This window comes from Myroides odoratimimus, from assembly GCF_030326305.1.
Taxonomy (GTDB): Bacteria; Bacteroidota; Bacteroidia; order Flavobacteriales; family Flavobacteriaceae; genus Flavobacterium; species Flavobacterium odoratimimum_A.
This window is the reverse complement of sequence record NZ_JACAKB010000002.1, coordinates 1-26,153: the sequence shown is the minus strand read 5'-3', so window position 1 is coordinate 26,153 and position 26,153 is coordinate 1. Positions and strand designations below refer to the sequence as shown.

The 26,153-nt window shown below is 32.4% G+C and carries 25 protein-coding genes; 19 read left to right on the top strand and 6 right to left on the bottom strand.

Annotation, left to right across the window (positions count from 1 at the left end; genetic code table 11):
- Positions 1–27: 27 nt before the first annotated feature.
- The 11 genes from HX049_RS01785 (at position 28) to HX049_RS01735 (ending at position 13,636) form a co-directional block, all read left to right on the top strand.
- Entirely contained in the window at positions 28–423 is a 396-nt protein-coding gene (locus tag HX049_RS01785) for a hypothetical protein (RefSeq protein ID WP_006266545.1), read from the top strand.
- 208 nt (positions 424–631) lie between these two features.
- Positions 632–1,201 carry a hypothetical protein gene (locus tag HX049_RS01780; protein ID WP_006266546.1) on the top strand — a complete coding sequence of 190 codons (570 nt, stop codon included), beginning with the start codon at positions 632–634 and terminating at the stop codon, positions 1,199–1,201.
- An 18-nt stretch (positions 1,202–1,219) separates the two neighbouring features.
- Positions 1,220–5,089 carry a hypothetical protein gene (locus HX049_RS01775; protein ID WP_006266547.1) on the top strand — a complete coding sequence of 1,290 codons (3,870 nt, stop codon included), beginning with the start codon at positions 1,220–1,222 and terminating at the stop codon, positions 5,087–5,089.
- Between the two features lie 2 nt (positions 5,090–5,091).
- Positions 5,092–5,748, top strand: coding sequence for a DUF1266 domain-containing protein (locus HX049_RS01770; protein WP_006266548.1), 657 nt, complete (start codon positions 5,092–5,094; stop codon positions 5,746–5,748).
- Positions 5,749–5,762: 14 nt separating this feature from the next.
- On the top strand, positions 5,763–7,862 hold the full coding sequence (locus HX049_RS01765) for a hypothetical protein (RefSeq protein ID WP_006266549.1): 2,100 nt from the start codon (positions 5,763–5,765) through the stop codon (positions 7,860–7,862).
- Positions 7,863–7,932: 70 nt separating this feature from the next.
- On the top strand, positions 7,933–8,769 hold the full coding sequence (locus tag HX049_RS01760) for a helix-turn-helix domain-containing protein (RefSeq protein ID WP_006266550.1): 837 nt from the start codon (positions 7,933–7,935) through the stop codon (positions 8,767–8,769).
- 141 nt (positions 8,770–8,910) lie between these two features.
- The gene (locus tag HX049_RS01755) at positions 8,911–9,318 is read left to right on the top strand and encodes an OsmC family peroxiredoxin (protein WP_059051413.1); all 408 of its coding nucleotides are present in this window, start codon (positions 8,911–8,913) and stop codon (positions 9,316–9,318) included.
- Positions 9,319–9,358: 40 nt separating this feature from the next.
- Positions 9,359–9,772, top strand: coding sequence for a hypothetical protein (locus HX049_RS01750; RefSeq protein WP_006266552.1), 414 nt, complete (start codon positions 9,359–9,361; stop codon positions 9,770–9,772).
- A 13-nt stretch (positions 9,773–9,785) separates the two neighbouring features.
- Positions 9,786–10,499, top strand: coding sequence for an AAA family ATPase (locus tag HX049_RS01745; protein ID WP_006266553.1), 714 nt, complete (start codon positions 9,786–9,788; stop codon positions 10,497–10,499).
- Positions 10,500–10,591: 92 nt separating this feature from the next.
- A complete protein-coding gene (locus tag HX049_RS01740; RefSeq protein ID WP_006266554.1) occupies positions 10,592–12,505 on the top strand; it encodes a hypothetical protein in 1,914 nt (637 codons plus the stop codon).
- Between the two features lie 138 nt (positions 12,506–12,643).
- On the top strand, positions 12,644–13,636 hold the full coding sequence (locus HX049_RS01735; protein WP_006266556.1) for a hypothetical protein: 993 nt from the start codon (positions 12,644–12,646) through the stop codon (positions 13,634–13,636).
- Between the two features lie 190 nt (positions 13,637–13,826).
- On the opposite strand, the gene HX049_RS01730 is transcribed toward HX049_RS01735, so the two are convergent.
- A complete protein-coding gene (locus HX049_RS01730) occupies positions 13,827–16,130 on the bottom strand; it encodes a hypothetical protein (RefSeq protein WP_286413569.1) in 2,304 nt (767 codons plus the stop codon).
- A 291-nt stretch (positions 16,131–16,421) separates the two neighbouring features.
- On the opposite strand from HX049_RS01730, the gene HX049_RS01725 reads away from it, so the two are divergent.
- From HX049_RS01725 to HX049_RS01690, 8 genes are all read left to right on the top strand, one after another.
- Positions 16,422–16,733, top strand: coding sequence for a hypothetical protein (locus HX049_RS01725; RefSeq protein ID WP_006266559.1), 312 nt, complete (start codon positions 16,422–16,424; stop codon positions 16,731–16,733).
- A gap of 242 nt (positions 16,734–16,975) precedes the next feature.
- On the top strand, positions 16,976–17,794 hold the full coding sequence (locus tag HX049_RS01720; RefSeq protein ID WP_006266560.1) for an alpha/beta hydrolase: 819 nt from the start codon (positions 16,976–16,978) through the stop codon (positions 17,792–17,794).
- Between the two features lie 32 nt (positions 17,795–17,826).
- Complete coding sequence (tatC, locus tag HX049_RS01715; protein ID WP_006266561.1) at positions 17,827–18,633, top strand: twin-arginine translocase subunit TatC; 807 nt, start codon at positions 17,827–17,829, stop codon at positions 18,631–18,633.
- Positions 18,634–18,723: 90 nt separating this feature from the next.
- Complete coding sequence (locus tag HX049_RS01710; protein ID WP_283828345.1) at positions 18,724–19,053, top strand: ArsR/SmtB family transcription factor; 330 nt, start codon at positions 18,724–18,726, stop codon at positions 19,051–19,053.
- Between the two features lie 61 nt (positions 19,054–19,114).
- A complete protein-coding gene (locus HX049_RS01705) occupies positions 19,115–19,567 on the top strand; it encodes a DUF6428 family protein (RefSeq protein WP_286413568.1) in 453 nt (150 codons plus the stop codon).
- Positions 19,568–19,584: 17 nt separating this feature from the next.
- Entirely contained in the window at positions 19,585–20,199 is a 615-nt protein-coding gene (locus HX049_RS01700; RefSeq protein WP_286413567.1) for a low molecular weight phosphatase family protein, read from the top strand.
- Positions 20,200–20,202: 3 nt separating this feature from the next.
- Entirely contained in the window at positions 20,203–21,237 is a 1,035-nt protein-coding gene (arsB, locus tag HX049_RS01695) for an ACR3 family arsenite efflux transporter (RefSeq protein WP_286413566.1), read from the top strand.
- Between the two features lie 108 nt (positions 21,238–21,345).
- Positions 21,346–21,912: a lipocalin family protein gene (locus HX049_RS01690; RefSeq protein ID WP_286413565.1), complete on the top strand. Its 567-nt coding sequence runs from the start codon at positions 21,346–21,348 to the stop codon at positions 21,910–21,912.
- Between the two features lie 19 nt (positions 21,913–21,931).
- Here the strand turns inward: HX049_RS01690 and chrA are convergent, their stop codons facing one another.
- From chrA to HX049_RS01665, 5 genes are all read right to left on the bottom strand, one after another.
- Positions 21,932–23,056 (bottom strand): chromate efflux transporter, encoded by a 1,125-nt coding sequence (gene chrA / locus HX049_RS01685; RefSeq protein WP_286413564.1) that lies wholly within the window; start codon positions 23,054–23,056, stop codon positions 21,932–21,934.
- Positions 23,057–23,450: 394 nt separating this feature from the next.
- On the bottom strand, positions 23,451–23,888 hold the full coding sequence (locus tag HX049_RS01680; RefSeq protein ID WP_016649729.1) for a carboxymuconolactone decarboxylase family protein: 438 nt from the start codon (positions 23,886–23,888) through the stop codon (positions 23,451–23,453).
- 58 nt (positions 23,889–23,946) lie between these two features.
- Positions 23,947–24,384: a GNAT family N-acetyltransferase gene (locus HX049_RS01675; protein ID WP_286413563.1), complete on the bottom strand. Its 438-nt coding sequence runs from the start codon at positions 24,382–24,384 to the stop codon at positions 23,947–23,949.
- 83 nt (positions 24,385–24,467) lie between these two features.
- On the bottom strand, positions 24,468–25,502 hold the full coding sequence (locus HX049_RS01670; RefSeq protein WP_286413562.1) for a PLP-dependent aminotransferase family protein: 1,035 nt from the start codon (positions 25,500–25,502) through the stop codon (positions 24,468–24,470).
- A 381-nt stretch (positions 25,503–25,883) separates the two neighbouring features.
- Positions 25,884–26,153: alpha/beta fold hydrolase (locus tag HX049_RS01665; RefSeq protein WP_435793522.1), on the bottom strand; the 270-nt coding region annotated here is incomplete at its 5' end.

Genomic DNA, 26,153 nt, shown 5'->3' with positions numbered 1-26,153 from the left:
ATGTTAATAATAGTAATAATATAAATCATGGGATTACAAGAAAAAAGAGCTTATACAGCAATAGAAGAGCAGTACGTAACTGAGTATCAAAAAGAATTGAACGCAATTGTAGGTAAAGAACTACCTATCCAAATCAACTGGGATACTTTCGAATTAGAGCATATTAAGTTTGTGCCAAGTGTATGTTTACAACGCTTAATGGATGCAATGAAAGAAGTGTGTAAAGATAATTTTGGGAAAGAAGCAGTACAAGAGTCAATGGATAAAATTGAAGTAAACTGTATTGTAAATGAAGGAGCTGAAGAAAATAAAAAATTAGACCTTTCTGGAAAAACTTTAACAATGACAGCTTGCTGGGGAGGACATCATAGTGGTTTCTTTACTGATTTAGTGATTAGAGAGTATTTAGAAAGCAAGTTATAAGGATATAAGGATTCTTTTTATAAAATTTTTAGTCTGACTTTTAATTTTTGATTTAGTTAATATCAACTAGATAGATAATAAAGGGGGATCATAATTAGATGAGTCTCCCTTTTTATTTTTTAATCATCGTGAACTAAGTCAGTAATAACCTAGTGACTAATTATATCTATAGAAGTATTTAATTAGTTTACAACTATAATTTAGAAGTATGAGTATAGAAAATTTTCCAAAGCTATTAGAAAGTATATTGCGTAAAAAAGGAGCGACGACAGAAGATATTGAGGCATTAGCAGATGCTGGAATTCAATCTAAAGAGGATTTCGTTATGATTGGTGATACGCGAACTTTGATAGAAGTTACAGCTATGGATATCGAAATAGCACATGTAATTATGCAGTGGGCTTTAGGTACACAAGCAGCAAGCTTGGCAGTTGCTGAAACCGTGGTAAAGCAAGAGGCAGTAATCGTAGAGAGTGCAGATGTTGTAAAATGTGCACATTGTCAAGCTAAGCAGCCGAAGGATTATAAAGTTGGTGATTTGTGTTTGTCTTGTGGACTTCAAGCAGAACCAGTTCACAATTGTTATTGGTGTTTGAGTACAGGACCAGGTCAGTTTTGCCGTTCTTGTGGAGCTGAGTTTGTCGCTTCTTCCGATTATGAGGTAGCTTTACAATTAAAGTTGGAAGGTGAATCGAAGTCAGCTATCGGTAAGTTAGTTAAAGAAATGACAGCAGTTCAAAAAGAAAATATTTGGGCAAAAATTAGAAAAGGTAGATAGAAAAATAGTTCGTATAGTATGGCAGTTATCACTTATTGTGAATCGTGCTCTACACCACAACCGGGCGATTATCAGCCAGGGGATATATGTGTGGCTTGTGCGGGTAGCGTTCGTGTAGATGTACGCTGTGGATGGTGTGCTTCTCTTACTCCTGCTCAGGGGAATTTTTGTAGAGGATGTGGAAGTAAGGTAGTAGAAGAAAAACACTTTGGAGTAGCAAGAATTTTAAAGAGTTTAGGATATAATCAGGAGCAAATACCTGAAAAAATAAAACAGCTTTCTGAGGCAGAAATTACAAAGTATAAGGATGAGTTTTATAAAAACTATCGAGTTATACAGTATGCAAAGCAACAGTTGCAGTTGTTAGAACCCTATTTGTTATTACCTATAAATGAGGCTGTAATAGCTATGGAAACGGATCTTCTAAATTTTATTCCATATTCAAAGCAGATACTAGAAGAGTATGAAGATTTGCTAGCTGAGCCAGCTTCACTGGATTCTTTGTTAAAAGAGGAAACTTACGGTATCCATCGTATTGTTAGACAGTTAGTAAATCTAGTTCAGTTAAAACAATATCCCCTCAATGAGCAGGTCAATAGAAATATTCATTTGAAATGGGCAGATTTGACTACTGTGTTTGAATATGAATTTGTTCGTATAGAAGGCTTTTTATGGTTTGCTCATCCTAATAGTTTCCTTGGAAATTTTAAAGTGGACGAAGCCTTTGAACATCTTGAGCAAAGTTCACCAGAAAAAGATTTAGTTGAAGTTTTCGATAAATTAACTGATCGTATAAAAGGTATAAATAGACTTAAGCCTTATTTAGATGTAGCTCGTCTTCATTTATATTCTTTTTTAAATCAAATAGAAGAAGAGGAGCCGACTCGTCTTTTTGATGTGATACCAGCTTATACAGCGCATACGGATTATGATCTAGCTATGAGTAGTGCACTAATCGTTGATGATCAAGATAGTTTGGCTTCATTGACAGCTAAGAATAAAGGTGCAGCAACTACAGGGTATCACTATTTGCTTTATTATGGAGAGGAGCACTTGATGCTTCAAAGCTTAAAAGAGAGTGGTTTAAATTATTATCAACTTAATGGTTTACTGCAATTTGTTGAGTATAATAAGTATTTACAAGATCAAGGAAATACAGATGTATATACGAGGCAAATAGTTGTAAATGAAGCCATCGGTTTATTGCTTCAAAAGTTTAATTCGCATTTTGTATTCGAGCGTCATACAGATACTTTTTCTGACAATGAAATACGCTTATGGGTGGATTTTATTAGTCTTTATGATCATCAGGAAGTAGAATTGGATTACTCAGGCTTTGTAAGCTTATTGATTAGCCGTAATCTTCGTCATTCTCTAATTCAATTATTAGAAGAGGCGCCAGCGCATTTAGTGTTTACAGATGAGCTTGCCAAGGAGTTATATCTTATAGGTAATGAATTTGACAATACTTTAGACGGGTTTAATCTTATTGCAGGCTGGAACAAAGTCTGTGAGTTGGAATACTTCCCTAGTGTAGATGCGGTAGATCGCATGCTTATTTTTATAGGTGATAATTATAAAAATTATACAAGTAGTGAGGAAGAGAATGGCATACGTTTAATGGTTGTTGATGTATTAAGCATATTGGTTCAAAAGAGTCCGAGACATTCTTTTAAAGTAGCTGCTAAGCTTATAGAGCTGTTGCTGATTAATGAAGACACGTCAAATACATGGTTGCCTAACGAGGAGCTTAAAAATAGTGTTTTAAATAGTCATTATTGTGTTCGTTTGGACAATGGTTCTTTTGAGAGAAGACCTTTTGCCACAACAGATGTTTTTATTAATGATTTTTTTAATGGAGAGTGGAGTGAATTTATAGCTGCGTTAAATGCTAGTTTGAGTATTGGTAACCGCTATGACTCCTCACCTTATAATATCTTCCTACTTTGGATTTGTGAATCAGGTAATCACTTCGCAGATGTGTTAAAGGCAGATATGACTTTAACAAATACTATTTCTGATGTGTTGATCGAGAGTCTTGTCGTGTTAGATCAAGGACAGGAACTGTTAGGTCTTTATGATAGTTATAAACAATACCCTTTATTGGAAGTACTTTGTGATAGTCAATGGAACTATCAACAAGCGTATTATTATAGTCGTCGCCCAGCTAATCTACCCATAGCATTGGAGTATAAAATGCATGCAGCACTTGTGTCGTGGCTATCTGTTGATATAGAGGAAAAGTTGTTGTCTGAGTTGTTTCAAAAAAATATCATTGTTCAGTTTCAACAAAAAACAAGTGGACAATTGCCTCTATGTTTCTTGACACTATGGTTTATCTATAGCGATCGAGTAGTTTTTAAACCTTTTGTAAATCAGTTAGTTGAGTTGATTTTTAAAAATATTGAAATAGGCCCTTATGAATACAAGTTGCCTAGGTTATTAACGGCAAAAGGCGTAAATCAAGAAGTGGAAGGACGAGAAATAGTCCAAACTGTTTTTCACAATACTGATCAGTGGTTAAATTGGTTAGATAATCGCACAACAACGGGAAGTTTAAGTGAACCTATTCATCAATTTATGTTGTTGGTATTACTTGATTTTGGAAGTGATTTAGAGGCATTTATTCAAGCGCCACGAATTACATTCGACGATTTAGAGATACCCACGGAAGAGCAACATAAAAGTAATAGAAGTATTCTATTTGGCTATTTAAAACAAATGGTAGCTACATTAGATACAATCGAGGAAGTTAAGTTTAAGTCGTTATACGCCAAGAAGATATTAAAGATTGTAGAAGACTTCTATTATGAGGATAATTTAGAAGGTTGTATTGATATCGTAACCTTAGTGAATGATAGTTGCCATGATTTAAATGATGAGTGTGATCAAGTGGAGATTACCTTACGCATTGATAAATCAACAATAAATTGGTTTACCTTACATACTGGGTATATGGCATTGGAAGATTATTTGCTAAGTGAAGGAGAGCATGAGCGTTGGGTGGGCAAACTATTAAAAGACTATAGAAAAGATGCCTTCAGGGTAATGAAAAGTGATGAGCTGACTTCAGAGCAAGTTAGTGTTTTAGCAGATTTATTACTGCGATGTCTAGGTAAGGAACATTGGATGGTTGATATAAGTTATCAAACAGAAAAGGTCTTTAGATTGGTTGTAGATAATCTTGGCGATATGCTAGAAGAACTTCCTCCTGAGAAATTTGATCCTGAATTTGTTATTTATATTGACAATTTTATTCAAAAAAACAGTTATTGGTCAAATTACTTAGATCGTTTACAGGTGGCTGTTAGAGAGTTGAAGAAGTATCATTTTGAAGAAGTAGAGAAGCAAGAAGACTCGTTTTATGGTGATCAGCAGCAAGAGCAAATAGATGAGATCGCTAATCAAGCAATAGTAGATGAAGGCGAACAGTACTTTTCTGATGAGGAACAACAAGGAGTAACTACAGTGTTGTCAGATGTGGAAATAGCAGGGCTAATGATGAGTTTTTCGATTGACAAAGAAAATTTACTAATGATTAGTTATCACTTTAATGATTACACTCGTAGCGCTATTGATAATCCAATTGTCTTTTCTCCGATATTGACCAATATGGTTGGTGTGAAGGAGTTCTTGGCTGCTAATGTTGATCAAACTATAGCGTTTTATCAAAAACTATATCTAATTGTATTAGATCCACAGACAGCCCCATCAGGTACTTATCCTTCAGTAGGTGCGATGGCTCGCATGGTATTTGCTCAATTGTTACATGGTACGATGTATAGTGGAGCTTATGCTATAGGAATAGAAGCAATGGTTCAATCTGGTGTTTATACAGCCGATTATTCTCAAGCATTAAGTGTATTAGTAAATCAATTAAAAGCGTAGTTATGAGTGAATGTATAGCATTAAGTAGTTTTTTAAATAATCCAAAATCTATATCTAATGGTCTATTGTTGTATTATTTTCAAGATGTTTTATTAGACACGCCTTTCGGTTTAGATCCAAATAATGAAGAACATGTTTATGATATGCGAAGGTTTATGCAAATGCATCAAATCAAGAATAGTAAGTCGTTTCGTGTTTTCTTACATAATTTAAAAAAAGGTGAGTATTTTCATGCTAATGTAAAAGATATTATTGAAGAGATATATCACTTTGATGAGGTTGCTTTTGCGGAGCATCTAGAGCAACTAGAAGGCGCTTACTTGAAAAATAGATATCGTTTATTATATCCACAACGCTATGCTATTGTAGGTTATGGTATTTTAGGATTTAATTATGCACTCTATAGTTTAGTTTGTAGAATAGGTGGGGTAGTGGGATATATAACAGAGAAGGAAGTTTATACTAGACATTGTGAGTTGGCTGAATACATTTCGCGTGTATTTGTAAATGGAAGAGAACTACAGGAAAATATCATGTTGGGAATTCAATTTTATGAAGCTTCTTTACAAGCAAACCCTACTAGCTTTTCTCGAAAAGGAAATTATTGGAATATAGTACGCGAGTTACAAAATGATCAGCTAAATAGTAATCCTAGTTAAAAGTAAAAAGAGAAATGAATTTTAAAGAGTTAGTTACTTTTATTGCTCAGAGTATTAATGAAAGAGATTATCAATCCTGTGAACAAGCGTTGATTGAAGGATATGAATATCTTCATCAAGAAGAGAAATCACCAGTAGAAAGCGTAGAGGAAGTTTCTTTTTATCGTTTTTATATTGAGTTTTTTACCCGATTTATTGGTTCGGATAATTTCGACTATGATAAAGTAATGCTGGCCCTTTCTGTTTTAGAGTATTATGGAGCAGAACAACTGAGAGAGTTTGAGCTTATTGGAGGGTTAGAGCAATATTGTGATATTGCATTTTATGAGCGAGCATTAGATTATCATCCTAATAGCTTAGCTCTGCTTTTAGGATACGCTAATAAGATGGAAGAGATACAAAAGTATGATGTAGCCATTGGGTGCTTACATCATGCTTTATCTGTTTATCCAGAAGCAAATAATCTTCGTCTTCGCTTATGGGATTTACAGGTGAATTATAGTAAACAACTATTAAGTAAAGAAATTCTTGAAGAAGGAGAAATTGATATTTTAGTAGATTATGCTGTGCAGACACAAGTACATAGCGTCATAGAAGATTTACTTAATCAAAGTCGTTTTAATTTATCTGATAAGCAAGTAAATGAATTATCAATAGCGCAGTATGTTGCTAAAGACATTTTTGATTTAGAGGAGTGTGTCACTTTATGGGAACAAAAGTGGAGTAAGACATTATTGAGTGCTCAAGCGGGAATATACCTAGTTGATTGTTTTTATAGCTGTGGTATGTTAGTACAGGTGGCGGAAGTTATGGAAGTAATAGCTTTTAAAGAAGTAATACCTGTTGATATGCGAGAGTTGACAGAACAATACGTTGAAGATTTTTTTAAATCTTATAGTTGTGAAGACAGAGAGTTAGTTGTGAATTATTATAACTATAAAGCACTTTATCACAAGCATCAATATGAATTAGATCTAGCCTTGAAATATGTCAATGTAGCTAAGGTAGTTGTAGAAGAACACCCTAGTATCTTATTAACAGAAGGAAGTATTTTGACCATGATGCGAAATCCTGAAGATGAGACAGCATTAGGTATTTTGATAGAGGCCGCATATAAAGGAGCCAGTTTGCCTAACTATCTCTTAGAAATGGCTCACTATTATGACATGTTGGGAAGCTATCATGATGTTCTTAGTTTAGTGAATACCTATCATACTTATTCGCTCCCTACAGGGGAATCTTTATATCTTCAAGGAAAAGGAAACTTTGGTTTAGGTCAATACTGTCAAGCCTTAAAACCATTAGAAGTAGCAATGAAATTAAAAGAAGATAGCCCTTATCGATTGAGTATTAACTTTCTTATTATGACTTTGTGTAGGTACTTGAACGATACACCTAAGTTTGTAGAAGCTTTACAATATAGACTTTCTTGTTTCCATGTTTCAAGACCAGAACATTGGGAGACGCGTAATTATTATGTAGTATTCCTTTATGAAATGAAAGCATATGAGCAGTGTGCTAAATTAATTGTTCAATTGCATCAGATTAATCAATTATCTAAAAGTAATGAGGCTATCTTGTATTACTTGGTGGATGCTGAGTATTTAAGCAGTTCTGAGATGCAACTACCTAAGGTTACAGAGGCAATGATTGTTCAAGATCCACAGTATATAGAAGACTATCGTTCGAATGCACTATATTATTGGATTATGGGTAATAATTTAGAATCGGCTAAGGCTTTCGAAGCAGCAGCTGATTTTAGCTATGAAAAAGGTTTTTATCTAGCCAGAGCTTATTGGCGTACAACTTATGATGAGTCCTTATATGAGTATTCATTAGCTTTAATAGAAAGGTTAAAAAAAGAAGACGTAACAAGTGTAGATTATCAAATGTTGTATTGGGAACAAAATATATACTTTAGAAATGATCTAGCCCAGCCAGCCTATGATAGCTTTAAAGAGTTAATTACCAAGTTTCCCGTTACCTCAATGCGCAAAGATAGCAGTGTTAGTCATTATGCAATACGACAAAAAATAAATACAGAAAAATTGGGTAATCAGTCAGAATGTAACCGATACCTTAGTATGTATACTAGTGTATTTCGAGAGAAATAAACAATTTCATTATTGTAGAACGTCCGCTGATAAAAAATAAATTATTTTTGTTTCACTTAGTTAGTGATTAATGATGAAACACTTATATTTTGGAACTGTCTCCATTGATATTACGACAGACTTGTCTAATCTAGACCAACAGTATAGTGGCTTTTTTAAAATTTTATTCTTGAAAGCAGGGAGCCAAATACAAATTGATTTTACCAATTATACTTGTGAACAAGATGCATTCTTTTTTTTTAATGAAGAACATGCCTTTCAAATTCTAGATCAATCAAAGGGAAAATTAATCTATTTTCACGCTGATTTTTATTGTGTAGAAATTCACGATCAGGAATTAGCGTGTGACGGAATTTTGTATAGTAATGTATTAACAACTCCCTATGTCTATTTAAAACAAGAACAAAATGAGGTATTGTGCAATCATATTCTTGAAATTGAAAGAGAAAAAGATTTAGCAGATAGTTGGAGTGAAGAGAAAATTAGAATATTGATAAAATATATTATTATTGAGGCAACTAGGACTTGGGTAAAACGAGAAAATAACAATACGGGAGTATTATCTGAACACCAAGAATTTTCAAGAAAATTTAGTCAATTAGTTGATCGGAACTATATGAATTTACATAAGGTAGGTGATTATGCAGCACTTCTAAATGTGACTACTAATGTTCTAAATAAGCGGATAACTAAAGGTTGTGGTATTTCTCCAAGTTGCGTGATTGTTAATCGTCTTATACTACAGGCAAAGCGCTTGTTGGCTTATACTGATTTAAGTGTAAAAGAAATTGCCTTCTCTTTAGGATATGAAGATGTGTCTTATTTCAATAGATATTTCAAGATTCAAACTAGTTATACTCCCTTAGCTTTTAGACGTAATCAAGAACTGTCCAAGCGACCTTATTGAGCTACTATTATAGTATGGAGAGAATGTCCTATAATTGAGGCGTTTTCTCCATTGAGGAAAATGAGTATTACTTATACTTTTGTAGAATTAAAATGGCACTACTTTTTGTGTACAAGGATTTTAATTAACTAAAGTAATATTATGAAAGTATCAATTAAGGCAATCTGGCGAGATGATTTAAAACAAGGAAAAGGGAATTATGTGTCTGATAATCAGTTGTTGAATCAGATGAATTACTCATTTTTAAAGCAAAAGGATTATGCTGTAACACTACCAGAAGAAATGATAGCAGCGGCTTATTCTGCTTGTTTCAATATGACACTTACCCTGTTATTAACTCAAGCATCGTATAAGATAGAGGAGTTAGAAACTAATTGCGAAATCACCTACAACAATGAGGTTATCGTACAAGCTGATTTGGAAATTATGGCAGTCATTTCAGGATTAGATAATACTATTTTTCAGCAAGTAGTAGCGCAAGCAAAACAAATGTGTCCAATTGGAAACAGTTTTAATTTTCCTACAATTTACAGAGCATTACTGAAATAGTCATGTTTGTTATTTTCAACACCAAAACAGATATAATAGCATGAAAGATGGACGTAATAAGCAAGTGAAGTTCGGCAATGAAATAGGAGCTGAACAAATTCAATATTATACAAGTACTATAATAGACGCTTTTTTGCAACGTAATTATTTTTCTACCCAATTAAATGAATGTCAGCTTTTTATTGAAGTTCAACCCAGCGGGATGGGGTGGGAATCTTTACTTATAACCTTTGAAACAGTAGGGATATTCTTAACTGCTGAAACAGTAGGGGTAAACGGTTACTCAACTAGTAAACGAATGGGGTATAGCGTTGATATTGGGATTGTTGTAGATCAATATTGGCCAAAAACTAAGGTGCTAGAATTGGTTGAGATTATAGATTTAGGGGTGAATTATTCAGATAACCCAAAGGTGTTAACTATGATTGAGGGACTAATAAAAAAACTAAATTAATATAGCATATAGAATGAATTTATCAGAATTACTTATTAAAGATAATGAAGCACTAGCTTTTGAAGATGTATTTTTGGATGAAAAACAGCGTATAATACTCGATCAGTTGGTAAAAGAATATACCTATTTTTCGGAACTGACAGATTTAGGACTTCCTGTTAACAATAAAGTATTTTTACACGGAAGTTCAGGTTGTGGAAAGACAACTACTGCTAAAGCTCTTGCCAAGAGACTCAATAAAACAATTATTATTTTAGATTTGAGTACAATTGTTTCGGCAAAATTAGGAGAAACTTCTCAACATATTAAGCTAGTGTTTGAAAAAGCAAGTAGAGAACGTGCTGTTCTATTTCTAGATGAATTTGATCAAATAGGTAAATCTAGGGCTGTAGATGATAAAGATGTGGGCGAGATGAGAAGAATCGTCAATACCCTCATTCAATTAATCGATTACTTTTCACCTAACTCAGTTTTAATATGTGCCTCTAATCACGCTGATATCATTGATCAAGCACTAATGAGAAGGTTTCAACTACGACTAAACTATGAGCTACCTTCTCAAGAGCAATTAGATAATTATTACGATAGATTAATTTCTAATTTTCCTTCTCATTTTGCTTTATTTAAGAGAAAATATAATGTTTCTTATGCAGAGGCTAAGGATTATGCTCTTACTAGTATAAAAAAACAGGTGATTAATCAATTGGAAGCTAGAGATAAGATTTAATTATAAACAGAGAGTTTACATAGCTAAATTGTTTGTTAAGCAACAAGTTATTTGTTTTGTTGTAATTTTAACGCATAATAGATAAAAGATTGATGTTAAAACAAATTATTATATGTAGCGTTTTCTTGTTATGTACACTGGTTCATGCACAGAAAAATGATACACTTTATACTAAGCTTATTGATGATTTTCAGTTAGTCAGTCCAGAAAAGGCAAATTTTTATAAAGTAATAAGACCGATGGATAAGCAAGGGTTTAGTGCTGTTGAAGATTATACTATTGAAGGATATATTGTATCCAAAGGTTTTGCAAGGAGAGATATGCTCCGTTTTATTTATAAAGGAGAGCGTTTTTTTTATGGTCATGATGGTGAGGTTACGGGAGTATACAAATATGATGACAAAGGGAATCAATACAGTATTGAATCATTCGATTCATTGAAGAAAAAGTCTTATCGTTTAATTACTAAAGAAGGGAAGCCTTTTGCAGGAGAAATCTATGATCTAGGTGTTTTGTACACTTATGAAAAAGGTAAACAGATCAAAGTAACTTGTTATTATAATAATAGTACCCAGCCATATGCAATTAAGAAAGTAGATACCATACAGTATTTTGACATGAAAGGCGATGTAGTAGGAGAGCTAAATTATGCAACAGATAATGGTGAGTTTGTACCTCTTAACGGTGATAAATATGAGTACAAACAAGGAAGGTTTGTCAGTTATTTAAAATATCAAGATAGAGCGATTGTTTATCAAGGGAAGTTTAACTTGGAAGCTAAAGCAGTTTTTCAATTGCAGCATGAGGTGTTTTATAAAAATGAAAAGTACTATAAGGAAAATGTATATTATACTGATGGAAAGCTCAGAGTAACAAACTGGTATAGTCAAGATGATTTAAATGTTTTGATAAGTAGTGATTATTACAACCAGAATGAAGAGTATTTAGGTACATATAATGAACAAACAAAAACAGGTGTAAATGTCTATTTCTATGATGATTTTTTTATCAAACAAATAAAAACTGAGAAAGAAGGAAGGGTTTTAAAGGAAATTAATTTTTTGAAAGAGATTGAGCCCGTTGTAAAAACAAGAATATACTATAAATTAAGTGAAATTGATTATGCTCAAGGACAGGGATGGTTTTATGATCAAAAGGGTGAGTTAATTTCTAGTGTCGAGTATAAAGATGGGATTCCTTGGAATGGAACTACTTACGAATTTTCTGATGGTAATGTAGTCATTAGTCCTTATGTCAATGGATTTATAGATGGTATTCAAGAGATTTATGCAGATTATCCTAATACACCTTTGATTCTACGAAAGAATGTATATAAAGACAAAAAACTTCGTTTGGAGCAATGGTATGAACAAGGGGAGCTGTTACAGGAATTAGAATATGCTTCAGCGAATGAGGTAAATGCTATCGATGAATTGATAAGTAAAGGAAAGAAATATATTGTCTATCGCGATGGACAGCCGTATCACGGAAGTGAAACTACGGAGGAATTAAGTCATATACGCGAAGATATTTATCGCAAAGGCAAAAAGATTGAAACTACCTATACAGCGCACAATGGATTAGTGTTTGCTAAAGAGTATTTTTTTGCGGATTCAAAAATAAGACGAATCTTCTATAATGATCAAGGAAGAGAGATTATTAGTTATGAAGTTCAGTTTGAGCGATTGAATGGTGACTATAGCTATACTGATAAAAATGGGATTACCTATAAAGCAACTTTTCAGAAGGGTTACTTAATATCAGGCGAGGTATTATATAACTATATAAATGAAGATGATCAGCATAACTTGTATTATATATATGTTAAAAGACTTGGTAGTAAGGTGGATATAAAATTAAAAGATGTGAGTGAGAATAAATGGTTAAATGAGCAAACTATTAGTACAGAGGATATTGTTTACCCAAATATTTCATTATTAGCGGCTCCTATTGATGCTCAGTTCTTATACTTTGATTCAGAGTACCGTTTTTTATTTACTGATTAATTGATAATAAATAGTTTAAACTGTTTGTTTGGTTAATTGTTTTTTCAAGATTAAAAGATATGTTTTTGAATTATTTTGTGTTTTGATATTTATTTCTGATTAACGTATTTTTACCTAATAGTAAAAAGTAAGTATTATATGAAAAAAATGTTTTTAGGCCTTTTCGCCTTGTTTATTATGACTTCTTGTTCTACCGAGAGCAATGATGCTGTAAATGTTGGTAAAGAAACTCCTGAAGTACCAGGTGAAGTGGTGACTACTCCTTTTGTGGAAGGAAAGATGGTTATGAGTATTTATACTAAGGGAATAAATGTCGGTGGACTATTGGATAAAATAGATTATTCAAAAGGGGACGTATATGGACAGTTCCAAACACTAATGACAAATTTGCCAAAAGATGAAAATCCTTTTTTAGCATGGGGAGATTTATTTGATAAGAAACCTATGGCTGCTTTTGCATTAATGATGAGTATGACCAAGGCAGATTACTATGTGAAAAATAGTACAGTCTTAGCTAAAGCGAAGGGAGCAACTTGGCAGATGGATCATTTTCACAGTGAAGATCAAGATCAAGCGTCTGTTTACTTAAAAGCAATGGCTCCTGCTACTGATATGCCAGTTGAAAATCAAACAGCTTATGCTATATATACACCTTCTAAAGGAGAAACTTATACAGAAGGTAGTACTATTGACTATAAGGAGTTTAATAGAAGAAAATTAGATAAGGTAGCTTATGTAAGCAATTATGCTTGTGATGTGATTGAATATACACGAATTAAAGCGCCTTCTGATCCAAATAATGAGTTTTCATTTGGTTATAACAAGTTGTTGGTTTATATTTCTCCACTGTTTGACAAGACTATAAACTTTACTCATTCTACATATCTTCCAGAGGATGGAGGTATTTTGAAAATTGAAATGTATGTAGATGGAATAGAAGAGCCTTTTATGGTTTTTCAACCTGAAAAAGTAGAAGTCAAGACCATTGCAGATAGTGAATTAGAGACTAGAGTTTCTACACCAGTTTATGCTATTGACGATTTAGAATTTAGTGCTAAGGTACTTGGAATTATGTTTGCTCCTACAGATGAGCAAACTGAAGAACCTTTTCTTGTAAGTAAATCCTTGTAATTAGGTATTCTGCATATATTCTGTTTTCATAGGGTAAGCTAAGTAAGAAGTGAATAACTAGTTTTTTAACTTCTAGTTATCTTTTTAAATAGTTGTTAGATACTGAACTCCCGTATAACTAAGGAATTGTTATACGGGAGTAATATATAAATAGTTTTTTTTTCAGTTAGAAGTCTAATTGTTTTTTAGACTAATCTTCATTAGTGAACCACTTCACTAAATCAGTATATCCATCGGTGATGAGGTTGTTGTAATATTTAGGGTTCATATTTGCTCCACTGAATTTACTGATAGTATATTGTAATTTTTTTAATTTAAGTGATCTAAATGATGCAGGAATAGGTTCGCTGAAATTACATCCTTCAATACTAAGACGTTCAAGATTTTTAAGGTCTAATAAAGAGTTTGGTAGTCCTTCTGTATCAAAGTTGGTAAGGTGTAGTGTACGCAATTCTTTAAACTGACCGATATAGGTTGGTATCATGTCTATTTGATAGCCAGATAAGTATAGTTCTTGCAACGGTAAACATGTAAGTTCTTGAGGTACGTAGCACAAGGAGTCGTTAGTTCCTTGAAGCCTAAGTTTTTTAAGTTTAGGATATTTGACCAAAGCATTCGCACCAGCTAATCCAAATTCATAACATAAAGATAGATCAACAACCTCTAAATTTGGAGCATCTAATCCTTCTAGTGTAGGTATTTTTGAATAAGATAAATCAACTATTTTTAAATAAGGTAATTCAACAGCGGGGAAATGATCATATCCTCTTAATTTAATAGATTCTAGTAAAGGACTGTTTGTTAAGAGTTGATCTAAGTTATCAAGCTCAACGTTTTCTAATTGTAAGGTGTGCAATTTGGTCTCTTGATCCACAGATAAGCAAGGACAACTATCAGGTAAGATTGCGTTACTGTTTATTTTTAAAATTTTTAGGTTTTCACAATTAACCAGCACATTAGTCAATAGACCTATTGGCAAATTGGTGTCCAAACTAATAAGCGTATAAGGCTTAACCATTAAGTTAGTGATATCATTTACTTCATAAGTATCGTTTTTTAAAGGAAAGTATGTGAAGTGTTCTACGGATAGATAGCTGAATAAATCGCTGTGCTTTTCAACTTTGCAGTTTTCAATAGAGGCTTTACCAACGCATATAATTTTGTTAGATACTTTAATTTCAGCGCAGTTTATGATTTTTAGTACATCTATTACACTGGGAAGAAAACAAGTGTCTATTATTAGTTTATTAGATTGTTCTATAGTTACAGACATCAGCTTTTCAATACGTCCGATTGATTTAGGTAGTTGCACTGTTTGGTAGTTAAAAAAACTAAGGTGTTTAAGCGAGGTACATTGTTCTATATTTTGCGATAAAGAGTTATCACCAATTAAATTTTCAAATGTAACGGTCGTTAGTTTATTGAATTTAGACCATGGCACTTTTATTTCCGTTAGGTTTTCCATATTGGAAAAGCTCAATTTATCTAAGTTAGGAAAAGACTCAGGGTTTTGACATAGATATATTAATATTGCCTGGTCTGAAACTACTAGGTTTGTCAGTGAATCAAAAGTATATTGTTGTTCTAAGTTGATCAATTCTCCAGAAAAACAAGTAATCTTACCATTAAAAATTACCTTAGGATGAATTAGCTGGAGTCTATCATTTTTCCAAAGGCTCAACACAGTTAGGCTAGGTACGTTTAACTTGTCACTTATCGTAGTAAAATCTGGACATTTCATGATTTTAATTTTGTTCAGCTCAGGAAGTGTATTTAGTTCTTCTCCAATGGAATTAAGAGTGCTTACTAAAGAAAACTCTATCGTTTCTATACTTCTAGGCAGGGTAGGTAGTGTTGGAGTAGGCCAATTGGTGTTCATACACTTTAAAGACCTTAGAGCAGTTAGTTTTGTAAAGTCAAATTTGATATGTGTTAATTTAGGAAGCTCCAATTCCAAAGACTGTAGTGTCGTTATGTCTTCTATTGATTTTGGAAGTTTAGTATATTCTCCTTCTATGCTTAATTGTTCAAGTTGAGTAAATTTATCAAAAACATCAGGTAGTCCTTGTTCAAAGTTTAAGGTTTCGATGTTGATAATTCTAACTGAGGGGAACCTCCCTAGTAGTATTGGATTTTGAATCAGAGTAGTTGGGTCATGACTATCCCTAACGTCAAGTACATCAAACCCTAGTTTACTATACATAAAATCAACATCTAAATCATCCGATATATTTGCATATTCTAATAAGGTATTTAAAACCTCGTACCATTGGGGAATACCAATTGACTTGATTAGTTTTTTTCGAATTTTGAAGGCTTTAATAACTTTCTCACTAGCATTTTGCTCTAAAGTTTGTCTGATTTCTTTAACTGTGTTTGTGTCTTTGCTACATTTTCCAATCAAAAATAAATCATTGATATAGTCTTTAGGAAAGTTAGTTTGACTTTGAATAGTAGCATAGTATTCAGGTAATGATTCAATAAACTTATACATATTAATTTTTTTTGTTTTTTTGTTTCTGATTTTAAAATTATTTTTGGATTTTGAGTAATAGTATAAATCAGTTAATGGTAAAAAATATTTATGGATCAAAGTAAATATTTTGTTTAGACATATTATTCACTGAATTAGGTGATATTAATACAGGAGTTAGAAAGAAGTAGGTCGATCTTTTTGAGTTTTTATTTAAACTATATTATTGATATATAATATATTATTTAGGGTGTGATTTTTAAATAGTGGTACATCTAGTATGGTGTATAAACAAAGAAAAATTTAATAAAAATGGGGAGTTTATTTAGAAATGTGGGTTATGTTATAGCTATTGTTTTAACAGTGCTTTGTGTCTTGGGAATGCTACTTAGTTTCTTGGACTTTAGTAGAACAAATGAACGGGCTGCAGCCAATATAATATCTTATATTGCTGCTCCTGTGTTATTTTTGATAATAGTAATTATTACTTGTACTATTCTAATGATTGTTAATCTTATTGACGGACAAACTTTATTTTATGATTTTAATCGTTTTGTCAAGTTTTTTAGGTATTCAGGTTTAATCGTAGCAGTTTTATTTTTATTAAGTTTATTTAAGCTATAGCAGTAAAAAAGAGAAAGCCCAAAAGACATTCTCCTTTTAAAGACAACTAGTAAATAAGGAGAACTAGTTTAGTGCTGTAAATCTCTAATATTGAATAAAATTATTTTTATCTAATTTAGAATTACAGTAGTAAAAATAAAGAATGAGATTTCTCACATTCAAAAATAGTAAAATTAATAGGTTAATGGTATTAATTACTGTTTTTTATTGAAATAATTTTGTGAATCAAAAAATACGCTAAAATGAAATTTAAAATTATGTTTTTGTTAAGTTTATGCTATACCATTTTATTAGCAAGTTGTGGTTATAAGAGTACAATTCAGGATGTAGTGCCTAAACATGATACTTTTAAACTAGAATCAAATCAATTAAAAGAAGAAAGAACTATTAATGTATGGACACCAAAAAATTATGAGAGTACTCAGGATTCTTTGCCCGTAATCTATATGGCTGATGGAGGAATAGGAGAGGATTTTCCTCATATCGCATCTACCATAGAAGAGCTTATAAATGAGCAAAAAATTCCTGCTGTAATCTTAGTTGGAATTGAAAATACACAAAGAAGAAGAGATTTGACAGGATTTACAACTGTTGCAAAAGATAAAGAAATTGCACCCGAGGTAGGAGGTTCTAATCAGTTTAGAGCCTTTATTAAAGAAGAGTTATTTAAGGAAATCGATAAAAGATATAGAACCAAAGAAGAAAAAACGATATTAGGAGAATCTGCTTCAGGTTTGTTTGTGATGGAAACCTTTTTTGTTGAACCCGCCATGTTTGCAAACTATATCGCCTTTGACCCTTCATTATGGTGGAATAATCATTATTTAGTTAGAACCGCAAAAGCTAGTTTAGATCAAAATAGTGCGGTAAAAAGAAAGCTTTGGTTTGCAGGATCGAATGCTGCTGATATTTCTCCCTATACAAATAAGTTAGCTACTATTTTAGCAGAAAATGAAAATAAAAATTTAGTGTGGCACTATGTAGATGAGCCAAATGAAGGACATACAACTATATTTAGAGCAACTAAAAAACAAGCCCTAATTTGGATATTAAATAATTAAAATAGCAGTAGTTTAGCATTTTATAATCAGATATGGATAGAGGTATTAAGAAAAAGACATTTTTAAATTTTGTAGGACTTTTAAGAAGTTTTTTAATCAAGTGTTTTATTGGAATCGTCTTATGTAGTAGCATAGCGTTTTTATATACTAACTTTATTTTTGAGCAAATATTATTTGCTCCTAAGAACCCTAATTTTCCTATTTATATTTGGCATCGTTCTTTGATAGATTTTTTTAATTTGAGTTCATCATTGTATATGGAAGGGATTGATTTTGATATTCAAAATCGAAAAATGGATGGTCAGTTAATGATTATGATTTGGACTAGTTTTACCTTTGGACTAATAGCTTCATTTCCTTGGATTTTGTATCAAATTTGGAAATTTGTACAACCTAAATTATATAATAGTAAGACAAGATACAGTGTTGTATTTGTAACAATCACAAGTCTTTTATTTTTTATAGGTGTCTTGTTTGGATATTTTATTATAGTTCCTTTATCTATTCATTTTTTTATGAATATAGAGATTAGTAGTATTGTTGCCAATCAAATCGATCTTACCTCATATATTTCTCTTGTTAGAACAACCATACTAGCATCAGGTATTGTGTTTGTTTTGCCAGTTGTCATTCTAGTATTATACAAGATGGGAATTTTATCAACAGATACACTCAAAGGTTATCGCAGATATGCTTATGTTTTGATTTTAGTAGCATCAGCAATTATTACACCTCCAGATGTATTGAGTCAAGTTATTTTGGTTATACCATTAGTTTTATTGTATGAAGTGAGTATTTTCTTTTCAAAGTTTATGAAGCCTAATCACATTACAGAATAATTTATTATCGTATTTGCTATCAATATTAATTAAACTTGCATAGTTTAAATATACATCGTAATATTGCGATGTATTTTTAAGTATAAAATAATGGGAGTAACAAAATCAGAATTATTTAGTGATAAAAAGAATAGATTATCGCTTATGTTTAAGGTTTTAGGGCATCCAGCAAGACTTGCCATTCTTCAGTATATTATCAATCAAGAGGCTTGTATTTGCAATGATTTGGTAGAAGAACTTGGATTGGCTCAAGCGACTATTTCACAGCACTTAAAAGAGCTTAAGAATAGTGGACTTATCAAAGGGACAATTGAGGGTAAATCCGTTTGTTATTGTATTGACGATGTAGTATGGAATGAATTTTTCAAGGAGTTTGAATTGTTCTTCGCTCAAAAAATAGCATCAAACGATTGCTGTTAATATTTTTTAATTCATATCATCGTAATATTACGATATTGAAATAATTTAAAAACAAGTAAATATGAAATTATCAGAAGTAAAAGCCGTTTTAGAAAATTTAGACCGAGTAGATTTTCAATTTGAAGATGGAACGTTTGTCGCAGAGCATTTCCATGTAACAGAAGTAGGTCAAGTAACAAAAAAGTTTATTGACTGTGGGGGAACAATTAGAGAAGAGGTAAAGGTAAGCTTTCAATTGTGGAATGCAGATGATTATCAGCACCGTTTAAAAGCAGGCAAATTATTAAATATTATCAGGTTGTCAGAAACAAAATTGGGTATTGTTGATGCCGAGATTGAAGTAGAAGTTCAAGGTAAAGAAACGATTGGGAAGTATTTCTTAGCATTTAATGGAACTCACTTTTTATTAAAAAACACATTGACTGCTTGTTTAGCGGAAGATGCTTGTGGAATTATCCCAAGTAGTCAGGCAGCTCAAACTAGTTGTTGCGATCCCAATGCTGGATGTTGTTAATCGTAAAAAAGTAAAAGATGTATAAAACAGTATCAACTACAATTAGCGCTATGCTTGAATCACAAGTGATAAGTGATAGTAGAAAAGAAGTTTTGGCTCCTTTAGTGGCTTATATTCAAGCGAAGGTTGATTCAAAATCTCCAATTCGAATCAATTTTATCTGCACACATAATTCAAGAAGAAGTCATTTGGCTCAGATTTGGATGCAAGTAGCAGCAGCTTATTATGGTATTCCAAATGTTATTTGTTATTCAGGAGGGACTGAACAAACAGCGATGTATCCAATGGTTGCTACCGTTCTGAAAGAACAAGGACTTGAGGTGTTCAAAATTGCAGAAGGAGAGAATCCTATTTATGCGATAAAGTATGGGGATAATGAAATTCCTATTATTGGTTTTTCTAAGAAGTACGATGCCGCTTTTAATCCAAGTAGCGATTTTGCAGCGGTAATGACTTGTTCACAGGCGGATGAGGGCTGTCCTTTTGTAGCAGGTGCTGAGCGAAGAATACCTATTACATTCGAGGATCCTAAGGCATTTGATGGAACGGAAAACCAGCAAGTAGAATATTTTAATCGAAGCCTTGAAATTGCAAGTGAAATGTTTTACATCGTGTCACAAATTAAAAAATAAGTCATGCAAGTTAGAATGAAATTTTTAGATCGATACTTAACCCTTTGGATTTTCTTGGCTATGGGGATTGGTGTTCTCTTAGGAAATGTATTTCCAAGTGTTTCTAATGTGATGGATAAACTATCTATTGGAACGACCAATATTCCGTTAGCTATAGGACTAATCATCATGATGTATCCTCCACTGGCTAATGTGGATTATAATTTATTACCATTGGCTTTTAGGGATAAAAAAGTCTTAAGCTTATCTCTTTTCTTAAACTGGATTGTAGGACCTGTTTTAATGTTTGTTCTGGCTATTATTTTCATGCGTGATGAACCTGATTATATGGTAGGGTTGATCCTTATTGGTTTAGCCAGATGTATTGCAATGGTGATTGTATGGAATGATTTAGCAAAAGGTAATCGAGAATATGCTGCCTTACTAATTGCATTAAATAGTGTGTTCCAAGTGCTGTTTTATAGCTTTTTTGTTTGGCTTTTTATCAACGTATTACCTTCTTATTTTGGATTTGCGGATTATGCTATTTCAATTAAGATGAGCGATGTTGTACAGAGTGTACTTATTTATTTAGGTATTCCATTTTTAGCTGGCTTTTTAAGTCATAAGTACCTAATTAAAATAAAAGGAGAAGATTGGTTTAAACGCAAGTTTATCCCTTTTATTTCACCCTTTACTTTATATGCTTTACTGTTTACCATTGTGCTTATGTTTAGCTTAAAAGGAGAGCAGATTGTACAATTGCCAATGCAAGTTATCAAAGTTGCTATTCCACTTGTTATCTATTTTGTTTTGATGTTCTTTGTTAGTTTCTTCGTAAACAAGTCAATACATGTGGATTATGATAAAAATGCGGCTATTTCTTTTACTGCAGCAGGCAATAATTTTGAACTGGCTATCGCTGTTGCTATTGCCGTATTCGGAATTCACTCGCCCCAAGCTTTTGTAGGAGTTATCGGACCTTTAGTTGAAGTTCCTGTACTGATTTTACTTGTACGAGTGAGTTTATGGATGAAAAAGAAATATTATACAAAGTGATAAAATATAGTTGTTTTTAAATGGTGTAAAGTCGTTTCTATTAAATTAATTATTAGAATAAATCAATTCATTATTTATTTTTTTATTTTTGAGATAAACTAATTTTTTATGAATTTACAAGTGTTTTATCGAATAAGTTTTTTTACTATTTTATCTTTTTTGTTTGTGTCATGTAATGCAAGTAGAATACCAGAAAAAGCTAAACCCGTTGAAAATTTTGATGTAAATCGTTATTTGGGAACATGGTATGAAATTGCTCGGTTTGATTTTTATTTTGAAAAAGACTTAACTAATACCACAGCTTACTATAGCTTGGACGGGAACGGAAATGTCAAGGTTTTAAATCGAGGTTTTAATGTTAAAACCAAAGAATGGAAACAAGCAGAAGGAATAGCTAAATTTAGAGCAGAGCAAAATGTAGGGGCACTTAAGGTTAGCTTTTTCGGGCCTTTTTATTCGGGTTATAATGTCATTGCATTAGATTCAGATTATAGGTATGCTCTAATAGCAGGAAAAGATCTTGATTATTTATGGATTTTATCTCGAGAAAAAAGTATCCCCGAAGCTATTAAAGAACAATACTTGACACTAGCTAATGAAATTGGTTATGATGTATCTCGTTTGATTTGGGTTGAACATGACAAGGAAGATATGTCGGTAATAAAGTCTAAATAAATACAAGAAAAGCGAACAATTAAAAGAGGATATAACCCAACAAAGCTCCTGCTAAAACAATAAAAGCACTATTTACTTTTTTAAATTTAAAAACGAGTATACCACTAAGTAGGGTAATAACAAGGGGTTGCCAATTCAACAACACATCTCGTGTCATCGTTATACAAATAGCGATAATCAAGGCGACAGAGGCAACATTCACCGCATCTAAAAAGACAGATAATCCTTTTGAGTTGCGAAGTTTTTTCATCAATGGGTTGATTAAAGCTACTAGAACAAAGGAAGGTAAAAAAATTGCAATAGTTGAAAGAATTGCTCCGGATAAACCATTAATTTGAAAACCAATAAAAGTAACGGAAGAGAAAACAGGTCCTGGTGTGAATTGACCTACAGCTATTGCATCCATCAGCTGTTCTCTTGTTAACAACCCTGTTTGTACTAGTTCTGTATCTAAAAAGGCAAATAGCACATAACCACTACCATAAAGTATAGCACCTATTTTTAGAAAAATCCAAAATAACTGTCGATTGGTTGTAGTGAAAAACGTACTTTGTATGCTAAGTAAGAGTGGCAATGCAATCAAGCTTTGTAAGGTATTTTGCTTTCTCGTATTGATATAAAACAGGGCATAGGCTAAAAATCCAGCCCCAAACAATAAAAAGATTTCATTAACCCCCAGTAAAGAAGCTACCAAGACGATTAGCCCCAAAAAGGCTAAAAAGGTGGAGTTAATAGATTTTTTAGCTAGTGGAAAAACAGCTCCAAGCATAATGGCTATAATTGCTGGTTTAATTCCGTATATAAAAGGTTGTATATGCGGTAATTGCCCATACAATTTATAAAAGTAGGCGAGTACACCCGTTAGAAAAACAGCGGGAAGAATAAAACATAGCCCTGCAATTATGAGGCCTTTCCATCCCCCTTTGTCATATCCAATGTGAATGGCCATTTCTGTACTATTAGGACCAGGGATTAAATTGGTGGCACCTAGTAGATCTAAGAAGTGTTGTTCATCCATCCATTTTCTTTGTACAACGACTTCCTCTCTCATCATCGCAATATGCGCTGCAGGACCTCCAAAACCAATAATTCCCAGTTTTGTAAAGACTTTGGCTATTTCTTTTAGGCTTATTTTTTCTGACATATCGCTTCCTATTTTTAGTTTTTATTGCAATTGACGTGTTCAACGTTATTGTGTAATAGGAACGGGGGTAAAACTAATGATAATTCAATATTCAAAGGTTACCTAAATGTAAACAAAATGAGGCTTAAACCTTTTTTCAATAATCTTAATATTGCCTGTATATCCAACATTATCAAATAAACCTTATTTTTACACGAGAGAAAATCTCTTTTTATATCTAATTCGTTAAAAACATAATCTATTGCTTTCGGATCGCATTCTGTAATATCGACTCACCTAAATAAAAAGTAGCTCTCTAAGTTAATTTACTTTTGCTGTTTTATGTCTAATTCGATTTTATTGATACTTGTATGTTTATTGTATTTAAATAAGCCAATCTTTCTTATCATCTTGATTAATCTATTGGTTTATGTGTACTAACAGCGACTCTGTTCCATGCATTAATAGTAATGATAGCCATAATAATGAACCCTATGTATTCTTCGTTGAATAACTTTGTAGCCATTTCATAAGTCTCTTCTGTTAAACCACGCTCACTAATTAGAGTAATTTCCTCTGTCATAGCTAAAATAGTACGCTCTTCTTCTGTGAATAGTTCCGTTTCTCTCCAAGCATTTAGTAAGAAAATTCGCTGAGCAGTTTCTCCTTGATTCATAGCGTCACGTGTATGTAAATTAAGGCAATACGCACAACCATTAATTTGAGAGGCTCTAATCTTTATTAATTCAAGATGAGTTTTGTCTAAATCTGAATTCTGAACAAAACTGTCAAGTGCAATAATTCTTTTATAACCACTTGATACTACATTTGATAAGTCAATACGTTTTTTCATTTGTCATTTTTTTTAATTATTATAAGTATATAAGTTACAAATAAAACTATAGAATAGATTATTTTAAATAAGTATGTAAGTGAACTGCAGATAGTTCGAAGTGATTTTTAAAGTATAATTTCTGCGCAGTGTGATTGTCAAAACCAGTATCTAATACTACAGCATTCATAGACTCGGATTCAGCTATAGATCTTATGTGGGCTAATAGTTTACCTCCAAATCCTTTTCCTCTATAGCTTTCTACAGTACATAAATCATCGATATAAATAATAGAGCCACTATGTAACGTGGTCATTTTTCTATAACCAATAAAAGCAACAATATTTTCTTTGTCGTAGATACCTTTTAATGCATATTTTTCATTTTTAAGCATTTCATTAATTGTAATAAGCCAAGTATCTTTGTTTAAATGTGGTCTTAAGATTAAAGCAACAGCTAAACATTTTTGAATCTCTGATGCTGTTTCAATAGCTTTAATTTCAAATGTATTTTCCATATTTTAATATTTTTGGTAAAATTAAAACAGAGTCAAATAAGCTCAACATGCCAGATTATTAATAATAGGTAGCCCAGTGAATTTTAATACATTACTTTTTTTAGAATAGCACAAGCCTCTATCATTTCTTTTTCATCTAATGAGGCAAATCCCATACGAATACCATTAGTTGCAAATACCTCATTCTTGTAAAACAAACCATTGTCTAGATATAAACCTTGTTTTAATGCATTGTGAGATAGCTTCATTAGATCTATCTCTGGATTAAAAATAGCCCAAATAGCTAATCCACCTTCGGGAACTTTAAAGGTAATTTGATTAGAGAAATTAGTATCTAATAAACAGCAGAATGTATCGCGTCTTTCCTTATAGGTCTTAAGTGCTTTTCTGTAATATCTATTCATTTCTCCCTGATTAAAAAGCGAGGCAAATGCCTCCTCTAAGGTTGTATCGCCTTGTCTATCGATTAGTTCTCTTAAGGCGGTGGCTGCATATATAAAGTTAGCTGGGCCAGTCATAAAACCAATTCTTAGAGCAGGGGCAAAGGTCTTAGTAATTGATCCAAGATATATTACATTTTGATTGTGATCTATACTTGCTAAAGGTAAATAAGGTTTATTAGCATAGTGGAAGTCAAAGTCATAATCATCTTCTATAATTGCAAATTGATGTTCTTTGGCCAATTTTAAAAACTTTAATCTGCGCTCCATACTTAGTGTAACTGTAGTAGGGCTATGATGATGTGGAATGATATAGACAGCTTTTATTTTTTGTTTTTTTAATTTGTTTTCCAGATAGTCTACATCCATCCCATTGTGATCTATAGGTATCCTTAAAAGGTTAGCACCTGCTTGTTTAAAAATCTGATCTGCTGTAGGATAGTTAGACATACCTACGGCAATAGTATCTCCTGGATCTAAAAGTAATTGAGCGGATAAATAGATCCCCATTTGACTACCCTTTGTGATTAGTAAATCATTGATAGAGGCATTTAAGCCTCGAGTGGTAGAGAGATAATTAGACAATGACTCCCTTAGATTTTCTGAACCTTGAGGACTTCCATATTTTAAATAATTACGTCCATAGAATTTTCTGGAGATACTTCTGTATTCACGCATTAACTCATCAATGGGGGCAAGGCGGACATCTGGAAACCCATCATCAATAGCAAGTTTAGTCTTCTGAAAGTTTTGACCTAACTTAACATCCTTAAATTTGTTTGTCCATTTAAAGGCTTCTTGATTTAATCTAAAGAATTCCCCGAGGCAAGCCTCGGGGAATTCTTTAGATTAAATACATCAATTACTAGTTCACCTAGCAAGTAAAGTATTATAATTCTTATATCTAAACTACGTAGGTCAGTGGTAAATATACTATCTTCTAAGTTAATAGGTATTCACTGATGAATTCCTCTCGATTTTTTTGAATCCACCATTATTGATTATAATTTGGTTACTCCATTAAGGATTGTTTGATCTAATTAAATTTCTATCTATATCTTATTTTGTTAGGTGATTTTTTATTAAATCAGCAGTTTGTATAGGATGAGAAATAAGTCCTCCATGACCTGCGCCTTGAATAGTCTGTAATTCTAGTGAATTAACTTTTTGCTTTATTTGTTTTGCAACAGCAGGGTATACTAAGATAGAATCAGATCCTGTAATAAGTGTAATTTTGCCATTAAATTGATTGAGGTTTTCTGGTTTTATATTTAATCTTTCAGGATCATTAGCTTGATCAAGCCAAGTAGTGTAACTAGCTGTCATTGT

Bases quoted from the DNA above. Each gene is read 5' to 3' on its own strand.
- HX049_RS01765 (WP_006266549.1), top strand. From the start codon at position 5,763: ATGAATTTTAAAGAGTTAGTTACTTTTATTGCTCAGAGTATTAATGAA.
- HX049_RS01745 (WP_006266553.1), top strand. From the start codon at position 9,786: ATGAATTTATCAGAATTACTTATTAAAGATAATGAAGCACTAGCTTTT.
- HX049_RS01710 (WP_283828345.1), top strand. From the start codon at position 18,724: ATGGGAGTAACAAAATCAGAATTATTTAGTGATAAAAAGAATAGATTA.
- chrA (WP_286413564.1), bottom strand. From the start codon at position 23,056: ATGTCAGAAAAAATAAGCCTAAAAGAAATAGCCAAAGTCTTTACAAAA.
- HX049_RS01780 (WP_006266546.1), top strand. From the start codon at position 632: ATGAGTATAGAAAATTTTCCAAAGCTATTAGAAAGTATATTGCGTAAA.
- HX049_RS01730 (WP_286413569.1), bottom strand. From the start codon at position 16,130: ATGTATAAGTTTATTGAATCATTACCTGAATACTATGCTACTATTCAA.
- HX049_RS01785 (WP_006266545.1), top strand. From the start codon at position 28: ATGGGATTACAAGAAAAAAGAGCTTATACAGCAATAGAAGAGCAGTAC.
- HX049_RS01750 (WP_006266552.1), top strand. From the start codon at position 9,359: ATGAAAGATGGACGTAATAAGCAAGTGAAGTTCGGCAATGAAATAGGA.
- HX049_RS01670 (WP_286413562.1), bottom strand. From the start codon at position 25,502: ATGCGTGAATACAGAAGTATCTCCAGAAAATTCTATGGACGTAATTAT.
- HX049_RS01720 (WP_006266560.1), top strand. From the start codon at position 16,976: ATGAAATTTAAAATTATGTTTTTGTTAAGTTTATGCTATACCATTTTA.
- HX049_RS01735 (WP_006266556.1), top strand. From the start codon at position 12,644: ATGAAAAAAATGTTTTTAGGCCTTTTCGCCTTGTTTATTATGACTTCT.
- HX049_RS01690 (WP_286413565.1), top strand. From the start codon at position 21,346: ATGAATTTACAAGTGTTTTATCGAATAAGTTTTTTTACTATTTTATCT.
- HX049_RS01680 (WP_016649729.1), bottom strand. From the start codon at position 23,888: ATGAAAAAACGTATTGACTTATCAAATGTAGTATCAAGTGGTTATAAA.
- HX049_RS01700 (WP_286413567.1), top strand. From the start codon at position 19,585: ATGTATAAAACAGTATCAACTACAATTAGCGCTATGCTTGAATCACAA.
- HX049_RS01760 (WP_006266550.1), top strand. From the start codon at position 7,933: ATGATGAAACACTTATATTTTGGAACTGTCTCCATTGATATTACGACA.
- HX049_RS01775 (WP_006266547.1), top strand. From the start codon at position 1,220: ATGGCAGTTATCACTTATTGTGAATCGTGCTCTACACCACAACCGGGC.
- tatC (WP_006266561.1), top strand. From the start codon at position 17,827: ATGGATAGAGGTATTAAGAAAAAGACATTTTTAAATTTTGTAGGACTT.
- HX049_RS01770 (WP_006266548.1), top strand. From the start codon at position 5,092: ATGAGTGAATGTATAGCATTAAGTAGTTTTTTAAATAATCCAAAATCT.
- HX049_RS01740 (WP_006266554.1), top strand. From the start codon at position 10,592: ATGTTAAAACAAATTATTATATGTAGCGTTTTCTTGTTATGTACACTG.
- arsB (WP_286413566.1), top strand. From the start codon at position 20,203: ATGCAAGTTAGAATGAAATTTTTAGATCGATACTTAACCCTTTGGATT.
- HX049_RS01755 (WP_059051413.1), top strand. From the start codon at position 8,911: ATGAAAGTATCAATTAAGGCAATCTGGCGAGATGATTTAAAACAAGGA.
- HX049_RS01675 (WP_286413563.1), bottom strand. From the start codon at position 24,384: ATGGAAAATACATTTGAAATTAAAGCTATTGAAACAGCATCAGAGATT.
- HX049_RS01705 (WP_286413568.1), top strand. From the start codon at position 19,115: ATGAAATTATCAGAAGTAAAAGCCGTTTTAGAAAATTTAGACCGAGTA.
- HX049_RS01725 (WP_006266559.1), top strand. From the start codon at position 16,422: ATGGGGAGTTTATTTAGAAATGTGGGTTATGTTATAGCTATTGTTTTA.